The 16,314-nt window shown below is 69.7% G+C and carries 16 protein-coding genes and 3 pseudogenes; 2 read left to right on the top strand and 17 right to left on the bottom strand.

Annotation, left to right across the window (positions count from 1 at the left end):
• The 3 genes from J7E96_RS34305 to J7E96_RS34295 all read right to left on the bottom strand — a co-directional run.
• Positions 1-666: AAA family ATPase (locus tag J7E96_RS34305; RefSeq protein ID WP_215137380.1), on the bottom strand; the 666-nt coding region annotated here is incomplete at its 3' end.
• Between the two features lie 98 nt (positions 667-764).
• A complete protein-coding gene (locus J7E96_RS34300; RefSeq protein ID WP_251070838.1) occupies positions 765-1,643 on the bottom strand; it encodes a DUF6083 domain-containing protein in 879 nt (292 codons plus the stop codon).
• A 158-nt stretch (positions 1,644-1,801) separates the two neighbouring features.
• Entirely contained in the window at positions 1,802-2,065 is a 264-nt protein-coding gene (locus J7E96_RS34295) for a helix-turn-helix transcriptional regulator (RefSeq protein WP_215137379.1), read from the bottom strand.
• A 200-nt stretch (positions 2,066-2,265) separates the two neighbouring features.
• Between J7E96_RS34295 and J7E96_RS34290 the strand changes: the two genes are divergently transcribed.
• Positions 2,266-3,288 (top strand): hypothetical protein, encoded by a 1,023-nt coding sequence (locus J7E96_RS34290; RefSeq protein WP_251070837.1) that lies wholly within the window; start codon positions 2,266-2,268, stop codon positions 3,286-3,288.
• Positions 3,289-3,297: 9 nt separating this feature from the next.
• Here the strand turns inward: J7E96_RS34290 and J7E96_RS38345 are convergent.
• The 14 genes and pseudogenes from J7E96_RS38345 to J7E96_RS34225 form a co-directional block, all read right to left on the bottom strand.
• Positions 3,298-3,692, bottom strand: a pseudogene (locus J7E96_RS38345) (carbonic anhydrase); the annotation flags it as partial.
• 143 nt (positions 3,693-3,835) lie between these two features.
• Positions 3,836-5,344, bottom strand: coding sequence for a peptide MFS transporter (locus J7E96_RS34280; RefSeq protein WP_215137377.1), 1,509 nt, complete (start codon positions 5,342-5,344; stop codon positions 3,836-3,838).
• A 101-nt stretch (positions 5,345-5,445) separates the two neighbouring features.
• The gene (locus tag J7E96_RS34275) at positions 5,446-5,754 is read right to left on the bottom strand and encodes an antibiotic biosynthesis monooxygenase (protein WP_215137376.1); all 309 of its coding nucleotides are present in this window, start codon (positions 5,752-5,754) and stop codon (positions 5,446-5,448) included.
• Positions 5,751-6,074, bottom strand: a complete 324-nt coding sequence (locus J7E96_RS34270; RefSeq protein WP_215137375.1) for an antibiotic biosynthesis monooxygenase — start codon at positions 6,072-6,074, stop codon at positions 5,751-5,753. The genes J7E96_RS34275 and J7E96_RS34270 overlap by 4 nt, the downstream gene beginning before the upstream one ends.
• Before the next feature lie 2 nt (positions 6,075-6,076).
• Positions 6,077-6,826 carry an SDR family NAD(P)-dependent oxidoreductase gene (locus J7E96_RS34265; RefSeq protein ID WP_215137374.1) on the bottom strand — a complete coding sequence of 250 codons (750 nt, stop codon included), beginning with the start codon at positions 6,824-6,826 and terminating at the stop codon, positions 6,077-6,079.
• A gap of 32 nt (positions 6,827-6,858) precedes the next feature.
• Positions 6,859-7,575: pseudogene (locus J7E96_RS34260) on the bottom strand (SDR family NAD(P)-dependent oxidoreductase); the annotation flags it as partial.
• Between the two features lie 30 nt (positions 7,576-7,605).
• Positions 7,606-8,067, bottom strand: a pseudogene (locus J7E96_RS37965) (SRPBCC family protein); the annotation flags it as partial.
• 122 nt (positions 8,068-8,189) lie between these two features.
• The gene (locus J7E96_RS34255) at positions 8,190-9,452 is read right to left on the bottom strand and encodes a ketosynthase chain-length factor (RefSeq protein WP_215137372.1); all 1,263 of its coding nucleotides are present in this window, start codon (positions 9,450-9,452) and stop codon (positions 8,190-8,192) included.
• Positions 9,449-10,726, bottom strand: a complete 1,278-nt coding sequence (locus tag J7E96_RS34250) for a beta-ketoacyl synthase (RefSeq protein WP_215137370.1) — start codon at positions 10,724-10,726, stop codon at positions 9,449-9,451. The genes J7E96_RS34255 and J7E96_RS34250 overlap by 4 nt, the downstream gene beginning before the upstream one ends.
• Entirely contained in the window at positions 10,723-11,154 is a 432-nt protein-coding gene (locus J7E96_RS34245; RefSeq protein WP_215137368.1) for a cupin domain-containing protein, read from the bottom strand. Before J7E96_RS34245 ends, J7E96_RS34250 begins: the two co-directional genes overlap by 4 nt.
• A complete protein-coding gene (locus tag J7E96_RS34240) occupies positions 11,151-11,522 on the bottom strand; it encodes a TcmI family type II polyketide cyclase (RefSeq protein ID WP_215137367.1) in 372 nt (123 codons plus the stop codon). The genes J7E96_RS34245 and J7E96_RS34240 overlap by 4 nt, the downstream gene beginning before the upstream one ends.
• Positions 11,523-11,613: 91 nt before the next feature.
• Positions 11,614-13,488, bottom strand: a complete 1,875-nt coding sequence (asnB, locus tag J7E96_RS34235) for an asparagine synthase (glutamine-hydrolyzing) (protein ID WP_215137365.1) — start codon at positions 13,486-13,488, stop codon at positions 11,614-11,616.
• Positions 13,485-14,036: a hypothetical protein gene (locus tag J7E96_RS34230; RefSeq protein ID WP_215137363.1), complete on the bottom strand. Its 552-nt coding sequence runs from the start codon at positions 14,034-14,036 to the stop codon at positions 13,485-13,487. The genes asnB and J7E96_RS34230 overlap by 4 nt, the downstream gene beginning before the upstream one ends.
• A complete protein-coding gene (locus J7E96_RS34225) occupies positions 14,033-14,485 on the bottom strand; it encodes a DUF1772 domain-containing protein (protein WP_215137361.1) in 453 nt (150 codons plus the stop codon). The genes J7E96_RS34230 and J7E96_RS34225 overlap by 4 nt, the downstream gene beginning before the upstream one ends.
• A 203-nt stretch (positions 14,486-14,688) precedes the next feature.
• Here J7E96_RS34225 and J7E96_RS34220 point away from each other — a divergent pair, with 203 nt between their 5' ends.
• A complete protein-coding gene (locus tag J7E96_RS34220; RefSeq protein WP_215137359.1) occupies positions 14,689-16,278 on the top strand; it encodes an FAD-dependent monooxygenase in 1,590 nt (529 codons plus the stop codon).
• Positions 16,279-16,314 lie beyond the last annotated feature (36 nt).

Here is a 16,314-nt window from a genome sequence, read left to right as displayed (position 1 = left end):
CACTTTCGCAACAGACCCTAGGACGGGGTTGGTGTCCTGTGCTTCGTCGAGCAGGAGGAAGTCGGCGTCGATCTTCGGATCGGACATGGCCCACATCTTCAGGTAGTGGTCGTGGTCGAAGCGGACGCTTCCCTCGTCGGGATGCTGGAGGTCGGCCCAGGCCTTGCGGGCGAACGGGAGTACAGCCCTGCTGAGTTCGGCGTGGAGATCCTTGCCCTCCAGGCCTCGCAGGCGGGGGACGTGGTAGCGGGTGATAACGGGGTCGGCGGAGTGGCAGAAGCGCGTCACCGTGCGCAGCACTGCGTGAGAGAGGGCCTTGTGGGAGACGTCGCGTTCTCCGATGCGGACACTTTTCGTGATGCCCAGGGCCATGCCGGTCCTCCAGCCGGCCTGGCGGAGGCCGCCCAGGCGGCGCGCGTAGCGGTGGCCGACCGCCGCGTAGGCGAGGGCGTGGGCGGTCTTGCAGGTGACCGTGGGAGGGAAACGCTTGGTCGCGTCGAGGGCAATGGGCTTGTTGAAGGCGATGTAGCGGCCGCGTCGCCGGGTGGAGGAGGCGAGCAGGACGAGCGTGCTCGTCTTGCCAGTGCCCGCGCCAGCTTGCAAGGCCAGGTGGTCGCCAGCGGTGAAGGCGTCAGCGGCTGCAGTCTGTTCATTGGTGGGGTTCAACACCCGGTGCTCCGTGTAGTGGTGAGGCGAGTTCGTGGGGGCTGCAGCGTCGGGCGACTGGGGATTGAGGCCGTCAGCACCTGGGTGAGGAGCTGCGCTCACGGCCGACTTCTGGTGCGGTTCCGGACGGTGGTGGGCAGTCGGTTGTGGATGTGGTGGTGGTGGAGCCGTGCATCGAAGACTTCCCAGTCGGCTAGAGCCAGGTGTGCAGCATCGGGATCCGCGGCGTGGGCGGCGCAGTACTGGGTGCGCCAGCGCAGTTGCTCGCCGTAGGGCAGGTGGGTGAGGTCGTAGACGGCCATGCCGGTGGCTGGCAGCGCCAGTCGCCCGCGCTGTGCGGTAGCGGGGGCTGCTACGGGAAGGAGCGCCCACTCCCCCGCCGGGGTGTCCGGGGCCAGGACGGGGTGGGGGCAGCGGTTGCGTCGGCGGGTTTGAGCGATGCACTGGATCGCGTCAACCGGACAGGCGGAGAGGTAGCGACGGTGAAGGATCTGCACGACGGGCCGGGCCGGTCGGCAGACCGCCGCCTTCGCAGCCTGTGGCGGGCCGGGCAGGGGCGGGGTGAAGGCACCGGTGTCCGTCAGGCGGCGGGTGAGCAGCGCGAGGTGACGGCGCAGCTCGACCAGCTGGCGGGTGAGAGGTGTCGTGTTCTCGTACGCGGGGCACAGAGTGCGGTGCGCGACGCGGCACCAAGCAGTGCCGTCGCCTGCAGGGTGGGCGATGCCGGAGTGGACGTGCCAGCGGTGGGAAGCTGAGACGGCTTCAGCGCTGAGTTCCTGCGGGTGCAGGTCGATGCGTTGTTGATTCGTGCGGGTGTACCAGTGGATGAGGTTGCCGCAGTCGTGGCACCGGGCCGGTTGGGCGGAGCGCAGGAGGCGGGTGGGGCTGTCCGGGTGGATCCGCAGGGCGCGCGGGCGGCAGGCAGCGACAGGGCCGGGGGGTGTGGGGTGGCCTGGTGAGGTGGTGGTGGAGCACATGGCCGTGAAGGTGGCAGGCGACGCGCCGCACATGCGGCGACCGTGCCGCCCCTGTCCTGCGAACGGCCCAGTTCTTGGGAACGCGTGCGCATGTGCCGCACATCTGCGCTACGGCGGTGACCGGATCGGGTGATTCGGTGACAGCGGTGGTGGGGAAGCTATTCGGCCGCTTCGGCAGGCGGTGTGTGGCCGTCGCAGAGGGTGCTGAAGAGGTGATCGACGGAGACGTTCAGAGCGTGGGCGAGAGCGTGCCAGGTGTTGAGGGATCCGATGGTGCGGCCCTGCTCGATTTCGATGAGGGTGCGTCTGGACAGGCCACTGCGGCGGGCCAGTTCGTCGTAGGTCCACCCGCGCTCACTCCTCAGCCGCGCGAGCTCCAGACGGAGGGCGGGGAGGTTCGGGTCGGGTGGGAAGATCGTCACCCACCCATCCGACGGTGCAGAACCCTGCCCTGTCAGTGCAGAACTCTGCCCTATTTCCGCAGGTGACCGCGCCGCACATAGGGCAGGGGTCTGCACTACGGTGCGGCCAAGACCCCCGCTCCCCCACCAACGCAGACGGGAAGCGGGCCGGCCCCGAGCCGGAGGTAAGGAGGAACGCGCGCACGATGAGGCTGTGCACCATGAACCCACCGGTGCCCCGCACCTGGACCGTGGAACTACGCCCCCAGCAGCACGGCCCGGTGCTCTACTGCCCGATCTGCTCATCGGGCGGACAGACCGTGCGCGTGACTGCGGCACGGCCCGCCGCCCTGGCTCATCTGGCCCGGCATGCCCGCAGGGACGTCCTCCCGGCCCATCTGCGCACCTGCCAGTGCCAGGAGCGCGGCTGCCGCTGGCACCCCCGCCACCGCGGCTGCTCAGGCCCCGTCCTGCTCGTCCTGACCCGCGAGCGTGGCGGTCGCATCTGGCGCCTGGCCGACGTCTGCGCGGCCTGCGCCAGCGCTACCCCGCACGCGGCCGTCGTCCCCGACACTGTCCTCATCGCCACGCAGAAACAACATCCCCGTACCCCCTCTGATCCGGGGCAGGTGCAGCGCAAGAGGCGGCAGTTGGGCCCGTCGGAGCAGATCCGGGTGCAGGAGATGCTCAGTTATCTCGCCTCGGCCCTGCCACCCTCCGCCGGCGCCGAGGCGAGACTGCTGGCCGTTCAGTGTGCGCTGCGCGCCAACACCGCCGGGAGGGTGCAGCTTCCCGACGGACTCCTGCGCAGCATGCGCCTCGCACACGAACCCACGCTCTGGCATGAGCTCGAAGCCATGCACTGGCTGCGCAGGGAATCACAGAGCGCTGCAGAGCCTCACCGAACCGGCATCAGCGTCCAGCTGCTCGATATCGCCATCCTGGCTCAGGCCCCCGGCCGCCCAGAACGCCACCGGGCCGCCGACTGGGCCGCCCGTACGGCCTCGTGCGTGGCAGCACGGCGGCTGCCTGCGACAGCGCGGCTGACGAAACTGGCTCTGGCCGCCTACCTCGGACCCGAAAGCCTCCAGGGGGTCGCGGAAGCCGACCGGGTTCGCCGGGCATGCGGCCTGAGCCTTCACGCGCTCTTCGCCACCCTCGACCAGCTCGTCACCACGGGCGCAGTCGCAACATGGGCACTCTGCCCGGCGACAGAGGATCTCCACTGGGAACTTAGGACCTGACACGGTCACAACCTCCGGATCGTTCTGTGCCCCGGCCGGCCGCACGGCGGCGTGGCCGAGCCAGTCGGCCGACAGGTCGTCGCCTCGGACTAGGGCGCCGACGGCTCCGCAGTGCGAGTGGCCGCAGATCACAATGTCCTTCACCCCGAGCACCTCGACGGCGTACTCGATGGTGGCCGCCTCGGACGTGGATCCAGCGTCGTAAGGGGGCACGATGTTCCCGGCGGCGCGAAGTTCGAAGAGATCGCCGGGGCGGGAGCCTGTGATCAGGGCCGGTACGACGCGGGAGTCGGCGCAAGTGATGAACAGGGCGTGCGGCGACTGGCCTTCGCCGAGCCGCGCGAGTGCCGTGGCACGGCACGGTCCTTGGCGAATGTGCGTGCGTTGTCGATGAACGAGGGCATGTCAATTTCCTCCTGCGCGCGGCACCAAGGGGTGCCGCGTCTGGTGTGACAGGGGGTATCACTGGCAGAGGGCCGGAGCGGGTCCGGCCGCCGGACTCGGCGTGCCGGCGTCGTCGTCTGCTCCGGACGATGGGTGGCTGAGGTCAGGCCGGCAGGTAGGGGCGCAGGCGGCGAGCCGTGGCCATCACGGCGGCGCCGACCGCGAGCACGGCGGTGCCCATCAGCAGGAAGTAGACGGGCAACGGGAGTACTGCGGTCAGCCGGTAGAGCTGGCCGCCAAGCACCACTCCGACTGCGGCGAACATGCCGTTGAGGGCGAGGAAACGGCTCATGAAACCGGGTGGGGCGACTGCCGCGGCGAGCGCGAGGCCGGCCGGGGCGAGGATGATCTCGCCGAACGAGTACAGCAGGTATACCCCGATCAGCCAACCCATGGAGACCGGGCGGTCCTGGGCCATCAGGGCGGCCCCGGCCATGACCACGAAGCTGAGGCCGGCCACGCCCAGTGCGCCCGCGACCTTCGTGGTCACCGCACCGCGTAGCCGTGTCACGAACGGGGCCAGCAGCAGCACGAACAGCGGGTGCACCGACAACAGCCAGCTCGCAGGTACCTCGAAGGCGAGGACGACACGGTCGGTGTGGCGCTCCGCGAAGAGGGACAGCACCGAACCGCTCTGCGCGAAGATCATCCAAAAGGCTGCCGAGGCGCCCATCACAGCGGTGAATGCCGAGAGTTGCTTACCGTCGACTGGCGTACGGCGGCTCAGCATCCGCAGATACAGGAACGGCAGGGACAAGGTGGCCAGGCCCAACAGCGCCAGCACGGCGGTCAGCGGCAGCACGCCGAGGGCGACCGCGGTGACCGCGACGGCGGCCACTGCAAGGACCATGGCCGCTCGCCGCGCCGCCGTACGGGCCTCCTCGCGCGAGACCGGGCGCGCCGGTCCGCGGCCGACCCGTTCGAAGGAGCGAAGGCCGATGCTGAACTGGGCCAGGCCCGCCGCCATGCCGAAGGCGGCTGCGGCGAAGCCGAGGTGCCAGGCGACCTTCTCCGCGAGCAGTCCGGTGACGACGGGGGCGAGCAGCGCGGAGACCTGAATGCACATGTAGAAGCGGGAGAACGCCTCTTCCCGTTTCTCGGCGCCGCTGACGGCGGCGACCATCGCGGCTAGGGAAGGCTTGGTGAGGCCCGTGCCGACGACGATGAGCGCGAGTCCGGCGTAGAGCGCGGGAGCGGAGGTGATGGAGAGGACGGCGTGCCCGGTGGCGATGAGAGCGCCGCCGAGCAGCACGGCCCGGCGCGCGCCGAGTACCCGGTCGGCCAGCCAGCCGCCGGGCAGTCCGGCCATGAAGTTCAGAGACATGTACGCGGCGAACACGGCGGTGGCGGTCTGCGAGGCCATGCCCATGCCGCCGTCGGCGGGGGCCGCAGTGAGGTAGAGGACCAGGATCGCGGCCATCCCAAAGAAGCTGAACCGCTCCCAAAGGTCTACGCCGAGCAGCGTGATGAAAGCGCGTCGGGCCCCGGGGCCGGTGGCACCGCCGTCGTGGACGGGGGGCACAGACGTCCCTGCTCCGGGCTGCTTGTGCTTGCTCGGCAAGCGCAGCAGTGCGCCTGTGCTGTGGTCGTGCGACCGGCTCGGGCTTTCCACGCTCTCTCCTTCGTACGACGTTGCGGGGCCACCGACCGCCATACAGACGGCCGCGGGGGACGCTGTGCGCCCCCCGCGGGGTCCTTCGGTGCGTGCCTGCGTCAGTAGCTGGCGAGCACCTTGTAGATCTCGAACGGACGGGTCCGCTCGGTGTCGCGGAACTCGCGCAAGGGTGCCGTCTGGCCCTTGTGCTCCGGGCCGCTCTCCCACTTCTCGAAGGACTCCCAGCTGTCCCAGTGGCTGAGCACGACATAGCTGTCGGGGCGGCCCAGCTCGTTCATCAGCTGGTTGCCCATCAGGCCGGGGGTGCCGGCCATGCGACGGCTGGTCTCGTGGTAGGCCGCGAGGACGTCCTCGGCCTTGTGGGAAAGGTGGTAAAGCACCACTTCCACGGCGGGAGCGGTCGTCATGCGGCCGCCTTCGAGAGGCTTGCGACGATTTCCATCGTCGCCATGGAGCCACCGCTGCGGTACGGGTGCAGCCTGGTGCGGTGCTGCAAGTGGGTGTCGCTGGTCTCGAACTGGCGGAACTTCGGTTCGTCGACCCAGTCGCTGATGATGTAGTAGATGCCGTCCTCGTTGTCGGTCGTGCTCTTGGACAGCCACTGGCCGCGGTTGGCCGGGTGGTCGGTGACCGATCCACCGACCTCCTTCCACACCCGCTCGAAGTCGGCCTCCATACCGGGCTTGATCTGCATGCGGAGCATGACCCGGAAGGTTGCGTCGGGCATGGTCAGATGCCTCCGTCGACGTTGAGGGTTTCGCCCGTGACGTATGCCGACAGGTCGCTGAGCAGGAACAGGACCGGAGCGGCGAGCTCGTCGACCCGGCCCAGCCGGGCCAGGGCTGTCTTCTGCGCGTATGTCGCGCGCAGGCCCTCGGCGCGCTCGGCCGGCATGGCGTCGAAGGCCTCGGTCTCGATGACGCCGGGGGCCACCACGTTGACCCGGATCCCCTTGCCGCCCAGTTCCTTGGCGAGCGAGCGGGTGAGGCCGATCATTGCCGCCTTGGCCGCGGTGTAGTGGGCGCGCAGCGGGATGCCGGCGGCAGCACCGCGCGAGCCGATGTTGACGACCGATGCGCCTGTGCCCAGCAGCGGCAGCGCCTGCTGGATTACGCGGTAGGCAGCTGTCAGGTTGGTGTCCAGGACGCGCGACCACTCGTCCGGGGCGAGCTCGGCGAAGGGTACGTGGCTGATGACACCGGCATTGTTGACGATGCCGTCGAGCTTTCCGTACTTGTCCTTGGCCATCGCAACGAGGTCGTCGACCTGCTCCAGGTCGCCGACGTCCGCGCGTACGACTTCGTGGTCGCCGCCGGTCTGCTTCAGCTCCCGGCGCAGGCTTTCGACGTGCTCACTTTCCTGCACGTAGCAGGTGAGCACGTCGGCACCGGCCCGTGCGGCGGCGAGCACGATGCCGCGCCCGATGCCCCGGGAGCCGCCGGTGACGAGGAGTTTCTTGCCCTGCAGTCCGAGTTCCACGGGGTCTGTCCCTTCGGTGGTGCGACGGTGGCTCACACGCAGCCGTCGACGTGGATGTTCTGGCCGGTGATGTAGGAGGCCTGGTCGCTGATCAGGAAGAGCACGACGTCGGCTATCTCCTGCGGGGCGCCGAGGCGGCCGAGGGCGGTGAACTTCGAGAAGACCGCGCGCTGCTGGGCGGCGGCCTCGGGCGGCAGCTCGTCGAGCGCTTCGGTGGCAATGCGTCCGGGCGAGACCGTGTTGACGCGGATGCCCTGTGGACCCAGTTCGCGGGCCAGGGAGCGGGTCAGGCCGACCAGGGCCTGCTTGACGGCGGTGTAGTGGGCGCCGCTGGCCATGCCGATACGGGCCACGGTGGAGCCGATGTTGACGATCGAGGCGCCCTTGCCGAGCAGCGGCAGCATGGCCTGTGTGACCTGGTGGGGGCCGGTGAGGTTCGACTGCAGCGCGGTGGCCCACGCGGCGTCGGTCAACTCTGGGTAGGGCGTCGGCGTGAAGTCGCCGGCGTTGTTGATGACCGCGTCGAGGCCGCCGAGCAGCTTCTGGGCCTGCTGCGCCAGCAGTCGTGCGCCGGAGGCCTCGCTTGCATCGGCCTGCAGCACGTGCTGGGTGCCGGGGAGCGAGGCGAGCTCCTTGCCCAGCGACGTGACGTAGTCATTCTCCTGCCGGTAGCAGGTGACGACGTCGGCACCGGACCGTGCGGCGGCGAGCACGATGCCGCGCCCGATCCCCCGGGAGCCGCCGGTGACCAGGATCCGCTTGCCCGCCAGATCCGCGAACGGCGTGCGCTGCGCGTGGGCGGCGGCCTCGATCTTGGACTTGATGAGGTTCATCTGGACCAGGCTGTTGCGGTTGATCCGGTCCGTCATGCCCTCGTCGTCGAGCGGGGCCCCGTCCTTCATGTGGAAGTCCTGGGTCCATTGCATCCGGACGCCCTCGTCCGTCTGGGTGTACTCCCAGTGGATGTTCATGTACTCGAAGGGGCCGGTCTCGACGCGGTGGGCACGGACGGTGCGGGTCGCCACATCTGTGGTGCGCTGGGAGACCCAGCTCCACACCTTGTCGTTCTCGTCGGGGTGCAGGGCGAGCCGGAAGGTGACGGTGGAGCCGTCCTGCTCGAGGATTTCGGCGACGGAGTACTCGCTGAACAGCTCGGTCCAGGACGCCACGTCGTTCGTGCGCTCCCAGACGAGGTCCATCGGGGCGTCGATGACAATGGAGTTGCGGGTGTGTCCTGCCATCAGACTCGAACCTCCGCGAGGAGTGGGCCGACGTGGCCGATGGCTTCACGCGCGGTGTGCTCGTGCGTCAGGTCATCCGCGGTGTAATTGCTCATGACTTCCTGCCTTTCGCGTTTGGGGGGTCACTTCGTGTGGTCCGTGCGATCCCCGGCGTCCACGACCAGCGCGGACGTGAAACCGCCGTGACCGCGGGCCAGGACCACAGCGGTCCGCGCCGCGGTGTGCCGTGGGCGGCCGACGACGAGGTCGATGCCCAGCCCGGGGGCGGGGCGGTCGGTGCCGGTGGTGTGCGGGATCACGCCGGCGCTCAGGCTGAGCAGAGCCGTGGCCACGTCCAGGGCCGCACCGCCGGCGTACAGCCGACCGGTGAGGGTCTTGGGCGCGGTCACCGGCACCTGGCCGACACCGAACACCTCGTTGATCGCGGCGGCTTCGGCACGGTCGAGGTCCGGCACACCGGCGGCGTCGGCGAAAACGACGTCCACGCCTTGTGCGGTGACCCCTGCGTCCGCGAGGGCCCGGCGGATCACCGAGGCGAGCACAGGCGGGCGCCCCGTACTGGGCAGCGGGTCGAACCCGGCGGCGTAGCCGAGGATCCGGCCGTAGTGGTGGACGCCTCGTTCGCGGGCGCTCTCCTGCGTCTCGACGAGCAGGATGGCTCCGCCTTCGCCGGGCGCGTAGCCGTCGGCGGCCTCGTCGAACGGCAGGTAGGCGCGGGTTGGGTCGTCTGCGGTGGACAGCGCGCCGGTGGCCAGTTGGGCGGTCAGGCCGTATGGGCACAGCGAGGCGTCCGTGCCGCCGCTCAGGACTAGCCGGGAGCCGGTGTCCAGCAGCCGCCGGGACTGGCCCAGCGCGTCCAGGCCGCCAGCCTGCTCGGCGCAGACGACCCCGCAGGGGCCGCGCATGCCGTGGCGGATGGCAACCTGGCCTGTGGTGGCCGCATAGAACCAGGCGATCGACTGGTAGGCACCGACCCAGGCCGGGCCCTTCTGGTACAGCTGCTCCATCTCGTGCTGGCCGAACTCGGTGCCGCCGGACGAGCTTGCGGTGACCACAGCCATCTCGTACTCGGGCACTTGCTTCGGGTCGACGTCCGCGTCGGTGAGCGCCGCCTCGGCCGCGGCCAGCGCGAAGTGGGTGAACCGGTCGGTTCGGTCGATCAGGCCTCTGGGGACCTGTTCGCCGGTCTCGAAGCCGGGTACCTCTCCAGCCACACTGACCGGGTACGGGGACGGGTCGAAACGGGTGATGCGGCCCAGACCGCTCTTGCCGGCCAGCACGGACTCCCAGTGCTGGCGGACCCCGATGCCGGTGGGGGCGACCACACCGAGGCCGGTGACGACTGCCGGGCGCCGCCGTCCCTCGGGTATGCCGAGCGCGCTCATGCCGCCTCCTTTCCGCTTCCGGGGCGGCCGAGAATCATGGCGCTCTGGAAGCCGCCGAATCCGCTGCCGACACTCAGTACGTGGTCCATGCGGTGTTCCCGGGCGGTGACCGGCACATAGTCGAGATCGCACTGGGGGTCGGGAACCGTGAGGTTCGCGGTCGGCGGCACCACCTGGTGACGGAGCGCCAGGGCGCAGGCGGCCACTTCCAGCGAGCCGATCGCCCCCAGCGAGTGCCCGATCATCGACTTGATCGAGCTGATCGGGATCTCGTGGGCGCGCTGCCCCAGGCTCCGCTTGAAAGCGGCCGTTTCGTGGCGGTCGTTCTGCTTGGTGCCCGAGCCGTGTGCGTTGATGTGGTCGATGTCTTCCGGATTGAGCCTGGCCCGCTCCAGGGCGACCTTGATGGCTTCGGCCATCTCGCGGCCATCAGGCTTGAGCCCGGTCATGTGAAAGGCGTTGGAGCGGCTGGCGAAGCCGACTACCTCGGCGTAGGCGGTGGCGCCCCGGCGGCGGGCCGATTCGGCCTCTTCGATCACCATGACAGCGGAGCCCTCGCCGAGTACGAAGCCGTCGCGGCGGCCGTCGAAGGGCCGGGAGGCGGTGCCGGGGACGTGGTCGGTGTTCGGTGTCGTGGCCTTGATGGCGTCGAAGCAGGCGGAGGTAATGGGCGACAGCGGGGCGTCAGTGGCGCCCGCGATGACGATATCGGCGGTGCCCTCCTCGATGAGCTGGACCCCGTGGGCGACCGCGTCGAGGCCGGAGGTGCAGCCGGTGGAGATCAGCGCGACGGGGCCCTCCGCCCTGGCCTGCCAGGCGACTTCGGCCGCCAGCGTGCTGGGGACCATGTAGCCGTACAGGTGCGGGACACCGTAGGTGTGGTCAACGAGCCAGTTCTTGCCGCCGTCCGACAGGACCGCGTACTCGTCCTCCAGACCGGTGGTGCACCCGACGGCACTGCCGATGCTCACACCGATCCGGCCGGGGTCACCGGATGCGATGTCTATGCCGCTGTCCTCGATCGCCTCCCGAGCCGCGATGACCGCGAACTGGGCGGCCCTGTCCATCCGGCGTACTTCCTGGGCGCTGAGGCCCGCGGCCATCGGGGCGAAGTCGCACTCGGCGGCGACCCGCGAGCGGAAGTTCGATGCGTCGAACAGGGTGATCTCTCGGGTGGCTGTGCGGCCGTTTGAGAGCAGGTCCCAGTAGGCGTCCCGGCCGATGCCGCCGGGTGCGACGGCGCCGACCCCGGTGATCACGGCGCGACGGCTCATCGGGTTCCTCCGACGTCCGGGTTGGCGCCGCCGTCGACGAGCGGAGCCTCGGTGTCGACGTGCCCGAGCTCCGGGCGTGGCGCCAGCGGGGAAAGGTGGAAGACCACCCGCGCCGGCTCCTGGCCGGAGTTGACCAGCCGGTGGCGGACGCCGATCGGGACGAGCAGGGAGTCACCCGGACCGATGCGCGCCTTCTCTCCGTCGAGGGAGATCTCCAGATCGCCGGCGACGACGTGGAGGAACTCCTCGGAGTAGGGGTGCAGGTGCTCGGTGACGTATTCGCCCGGTTCTAGGGTGAGGGTCCCGCCGAAGCCGGAGGTGCAGCCGGTGGTACGCGGGCTGAGTGTGATCCGGATGTCGCCGCCGCGCTTGCGGTTGGGGACCACTTCTTCCAGGTTGACCTTGGTGGGGGTCGCTGCAGTGGTCATCGGGTACCGCCCAGGTTCGCAGCGGACGGCCGGGTGATGACCGGGCCGCTGTCGGGGGTCCATGAGTAGAACGGGACGGCCATCGCGTCGCGCGGCTCACGCCAGTTCGGGTCGTAGGGGGAGATGAATTCCTGCAGCCGGGTGTTGATGTCGTTGTACAGCGGATGGCTGCGTGCCTTGTAGAGGTTCGGGCCGATGTCCTGCTCGGCCTCGACAAGGTGGAAGTACAGGTCGTGGAAGGCGAACAGGGTTCGCCGGGAGACGCCCACCATGTGCGGCAGGTCGGTGCTGTCCGAGTCCGCGAAGACCTGGCCGACGCCTTCGGCGTCGGCGAGGTTCATCCTCGCCACGATCAGTGTGCGGTGCACGTTGCCCTCCTGGCTCCTTCGGTCATTGCTCCACCCTCGTGGGTGGTTCTCGAAGCTCTCTTGAAGCGGTCTGGACCGGCGGCTTGTGACGTCACAACTGGAGGTCGATCCGGTACTCGGTCAGCCAGGTCTCGAGCTGCAGCACCATCTCCATGCTGGCTCGCTCGACCCAGGCGAAGGCGCCCTGCGGCGAGTCGGCGGACAGTGCCCTGGAGGTGGCCGAGGCGTCGAGCAGATCCGCGACAGCGGCTTTGCGGTCGCTGGCGAGCTCGGCGAACCGGCGGCGTACGAAGTCTCCGTAGGACGCTTCCTGGGTAGTGGGGTACGCGCTCTTCTTCCGGTGCAGCACGGCCTCGGGGAGCAGGTCGGCGACTGCGGAACGCAGCAGGCTCTTCTCTACTCCGTCCACACGCTTCATGGCGGCCGGCACGTTGTAGACGTACTCGACGAGCGCCCGGTCGCAGAACGGCGGCCGCAGCTGCACACCGTGGGCCATACTCATTCGGTCGGCGCGGTCGAGGTGAGTTGGCGCCCAGCGGGTGAGAGCGAGGTAAGTGACCTCGCGGGCCCGGCGCTCGGCAGGTGTGTCGCCGTCGATGTGCGGAACCTCGGTGAGGGCGTCGTGGTAGTGCTGGTCGGCGTAGCCGAGGAAGTCGAGATCCTTGCGCAGCTGCCGGTCGACCATGGAGGTGCCCAGCCCGCCTGCGGCGGCGTCGTGGCCACGCTCGAAGGAGACCCAGGGGAAGGTCTGCGAGTTGCTGTGCTTCGGGTCGTACGCCCAGAAGTAGCCGTTGAAGACCTCGTCGGCGGTCTCGCCGGAGAGCACGGCGGCAAAGCCCGCCTCGCGAAGCCGGGCGAAGAACTGGATGAGGGAGACGTCCATGTCGCCGAGCGGGGACGGGGCGTCCTGGCCGCGCAGCGCGGCGGCGTGCACCTCAGGGTCTGTGAGAGCGGCGGTGTCGAGGAGGATTTCGGTGTGCTGCGAGCCGATGTGCTGCGAGGCGAGCGCCGCGAACGGTGCGTCGGGCGTGGAGCGCATCGTAGGGTGCGGCTCGAAGTTCTCGGTGTAGCCGGTGAAGTTCACCGAGAAGCTGCGCAGCGGACCGGCACCGCCGGCGGTCAGTGTCCGATGGGCGAGGGCGGTCAGGGCGCTGGAGTCGATGCCGCCGGAGAGCATGGCGCCCACGGGCACATCGGCGCGCAGGTGGGAGGTGACGGCGTCGGCCAGCAGGCCCCGGACGGTGGTGATGGTGTCCTCGAGGCTGTCGGTGTGCTGCCGGGCGGGCAGCGACCAGTAGCGCTGTTCTTGGCTTCCGGTACGGCGCACGACCAGGACGTGGCCGGGAATGATCTCACGCATGCCGCGGAAGACGGCCGTGCCGGGCTTGCGGCTGTGCGCGAACAGCTCCCGCAGTCCGTCTGCATCGACGACCGGGGCGACGTCCGGGTGGGCCAGGAGTGCCTTGGGCTCGGAGCCGAAGAGCACGCCGGTGGCGGTGGGGTAGTAGCTGAGCGGCTTGACGCCGAGGCGGTCACGGGCCAGCAGCAGCTCTTGGCTGCGTACGTCCCACAGCGCGATCGCGAAGAGGCCCTCGAGTCGGGTGAGGAAGTCGGTGCCCCATTCCAGGTAGGCGTGCAGGGCCGTCTCGCCGTCCCCACCGCTGGTGAATCGGTGGCCCTTGGCGGCCAGTTCGTTGCGCAGCTCCACATGGTTGGTGATCGCCCCGTCGAGGGTGAGCACCGCGACGGTGGTGCCGCCGTCGGTGGTGAACGCAACAGGCTGCCTGCCGGTGTCTGTCACGTCGAGGAGAGCCAGGCGCCGGTGCGCGAGCGCGGCGTGTCCCTCGATCCAGGTGCCCTGACCGTCCGGGCCGCGGTGGGCGAGGGCGGCCGCCATGGCCTCGACGGTGTCGACTTGCGGGGACAGGTCCCGTTCGAAGTCGACCCAGCCGGCGATTGCGCTCATCGGGAGGTCCTCTCATTCATGGCGAGTTCGGTGATGCCGCCGGTGTCGGCCGTGACGGCGACGAGGGCGAGCGGGATGCCGGTGACGGCGGCGCGGAAGTCGTCCAGAGTGGGAGCCGGCCCGTCCTCGTCGACGACGATGCCGAGGCGGCGCTGGGCGGCCTCGGGGCCGTATCGCTCGTAGAGCTCCTGGTATCCGCGGGCGGTTAGCTCGGTGTCGGTGACCAGTTCGAAGCGGGCCCGGGTGCGCTGGCCGCGCCAGGTGAACTCACCGTCGGCACCCGCGGCGAAGTTGTGGCGCCAGGAGCTGCCGCTGGCGATGTACAGAGCGCCGCCGATGCGGTGGACGCCCGCGGGCACGGTGAAGGCGCGGCCACTGCGCCGGCCCGTGAAGTGCAGCAGGGCGAGATGCGCTGCGACCGGGCCTGGGTCAGGCCGTGCGAGGATCGCGATCATACGGGCGTTGGCGGCGGCCTGGTCCTCGGCGTCGGGCAAAGCCCGGGCGATGCGCAGGCTCGTCGTGGGGGTGCGCTCGGCCGGGGCGGTCATGACAGCACCACGGCTGCGGCGGTCAGGGTGCAGCCGGCGATGGCGAAGCAGGTACGCAGCAGGTGCCAGTCGCGCCACTTGATCCGCGGGTCGTCCCAGTCAGGGCCGAGGTCCTCGGGTTGCGTCTTCTTGACCCGGTTGTTGATGGGCACGTTCCGGGTCTGAGAGACGACGGCGACGCCGGTCATGGCGAGCGCGGCAGCGATGAACAGCAGCCGCAGTCCGGTCTCCCCGGCGCGCACGGCGAAGGCCGCGTCGACGACGATGGAACCGCTCACGATGAACGGCATAATCCGGTCGTACCGCTTGCCGAGCAACTTGTGGGTGTCGACGTAGCGGTCGGGCGTCATCGCGATCAGGGCGGGCATGACGCTGACCGCCACGGCGAACAGCACTCCCGCCACCAGGCCGGTGCCTAGCAGCACCAGCACACTCAGGGTTTCCACCACGTCCCTAGTCCTCCCGTCCAGCAGGGATCAACAGCGCTACGAAGGTTTCAGCCGTGCCTCGCGTGCGGCTCGATGCGGTCTGGACGAACGGACGTCCAAGGGCCGCGGGCATGGCGCGTTCGCAGCCCAAGCGGCTCTCTAGCCGACCGGTGTTCGCTGGCCGGGAGTGTCCGGAACCGCATCGAGACAAGGGAGCACATCCGGTGGCGGAGCAAACCGACGTACTGATCGTGGGCGGCAGCATGGTGGGCCTGGCCCAGGCGCTGTTTCTCGCCCAGCAGGGCATCCGGCCGATCCTCGTCGAGCGGCACGCGCACATCTCGGCGCATCCGCGGGCGCAGGCGGCCAGCCCCCGCACGATGGAGCTGATACGTGCGCTGGGCCTGGAGCAGAAGGTGCGCGCGCAGGAGAACCCGCATGCGCAGTACGGCGACATCCTGCAGGTGGAGTCGCTCACGGGTGCCGAACTGGGCCGCTTCGACGGGCCGTTCCGCCACGACCCGAACGAGGTCAGCACGACCGGGTGGACCCTGATCGGCCAGGACCGGTTCGAGCCGGTGCTACGGACGAAGGCCGAGGAGCTGGGAGCGGACATACGCTTCGCCACCGAGATGGCCGAGTACGAGCAGGACGATGACGGTATTACCGCAGTGCTGAGGGACCTGCGGCATGGCACCGAGACCACTGTCCGCGCCAAGTACCTGGTCGCGGCGGACGGGTTCCGCAGCCAGATTCGCGAGGATCTGGGCATCGGCACGCACGGTCAGGGTGTCTTCGGCCGCCAGATGAACGTCATCTTCCATGCCGCGCTCGACGAGTACGTCGCGGACCGCCAGTTCTTCCTTTGTTTCGTCAGCAACGACAAGGTCAAGGGCGTGCTCGGCCGGCTCGACAACGCGGACCGCTGGGTGCTGGCGCCCAGCCTGCCTCCTGAGGAGACCCACGCCGAGTACTCCGAGGAGGACTGCATCGAGATGGTGCGGGCCGCGGTCGGCGTGCCGGATCTGGACGTGGCGGTGGAGTCGAGCACCAGTTGGGAGGTCGCCGCGCGGATCGCGGACCGGTTCCGCTCCGGGCGGGTGCTGCTGGCCGGTGATGCGGCCCACGTGATGCCGCCCACCGGCGGTTTCGGCGGCAACATGGGTGTGCAGGACGCGCACAACCTGGCATGGAAACTGGCGCTGGTGCTGCGCGGGCAAGCCGGCCCCGAGCTGCTGGGCACCTACGAGGAGGAGCGCGTCCCGGTCGCGGAGTTCACCGTCGAGCAGGGCGTGATCCGCTATCTGCAGCGCAGCGGTCTGGATCAGGAGGTCGCGGCCCGGCACCGGCCGGAGACCACTGTGCTGTTCGGCCACGTCTACCGTTCGGGCGCGGTGTTGCAGGAGCCGGGGACAAACGACGGCGCGCCGGTGGAGGACCCGACCCAGCCCTCTGGACGGCCGGGAACTCGGGCGCCGCACGTAGAGCTGCGCACCGACGGCTCGGAGACGCCGCTGCACGATCTGCTGACGGGTGGCTGGTGGTTGCTGGCCGGCCCGGACAGCGGGCTGTGGGAGCGGGCGGCCGACGGCGTGTCCAGGCTCACCGGCATCGACATCGCCTTCCATCGGGTGGGCGGCGAGGAGCCTGCCGCGGTGGTCGAGGAGTTCCTGAAGAAGTACGGGATCACCGCCTCCGGTGCCGCGCTGGTGCGTCCGGACGGGTTCCTGGCCTGGCGTGCGGCCGAGCAGCCAGTGGACCCGGCGGTCGAACTGTCGGCGGTTGTTCACCGGTTGCTGTCGCGGGCGGTCTGAGACCGACGAAAAGCGGCTCGGCGCGCCTCCCGAAGC

The sequence above is a fragment of the Streptomyces sp. ISL-96 genome (assembly GCF_018614035.1).
Taxonomy (GTDB): domain Bacteria; phylum Actinomycetota; class Actinomycetes; order Streptomycetales; family Streptomycetaceae; genus Streptomyces.
Note: the sequence above shows the minus strand (reverse complement) of the source record. Positions and strands in the feature narration are given on the sequence as shown.

Coding starts and splice junctions, on each gene's coding strand:
- J7E96_RS34300 (WP_251070838.1), bottom strand. CDS start 1,643: ATGTGCTCCACCACCACCTCACCAGGCCACCCCACACCCCCCGGCCCT.
- asnB (WP_215137365.1), bottom strand. CDS start 13,488: ATGAGCGCAATCGCCGGCTGGGTCGACTTCGAACGGGACCTGTCCCCG.
- J7E96_RS34255 (WP_215137372.1), bottom strand. CDS start 9,452: ATGAGCGCGCTCGGCATACCCGAGGGACGGCGGCGCCCGGCAGTCGTC.
- J7E96_RS34275 (WP_215137376.1), bottom strand. CDS start 5,754: ATGACGACCGCTCCCGCCGTGGAAGTGGTGCTTTACCACCTTTCCCAC.
- J7E96_RS34230 (WP_215137363.1), bottom strand. CDS start 14,036: ATGACCGCCCCGGCCGAGCGCACCCCCACGACGAGCCTGCGCATCGCC.
- J7E96_RS34250 (WP_215137370.1), bottom strand. CDS start 10,726: ATGAGCCGTCGCGCCGTGATCACCGGGGTCGGCGCCGTCGCACCCGGC.
- J7E96_RS34270 (WP_215137375.1), bottom strand. CDS start 6,074: ATGCCCGACGCAACCTTCCGGGTCATGCTCCGCATGCAGATCAAGCCC.
- J7E96_RS34245 (WP_215137368.1), bottom strand. CDS start 11,154: ATGACCACTGCAGCGACCCCCACCAAGGTCAACCTGGAAGAAGTGGTC.
- J7E96_RS34290 (WP_251070837.1), top strand. CDS start 2,266: ATGAACCCACCGGTGCCCCGCACCTGGACCGTGGAACTACGCCCCCAG.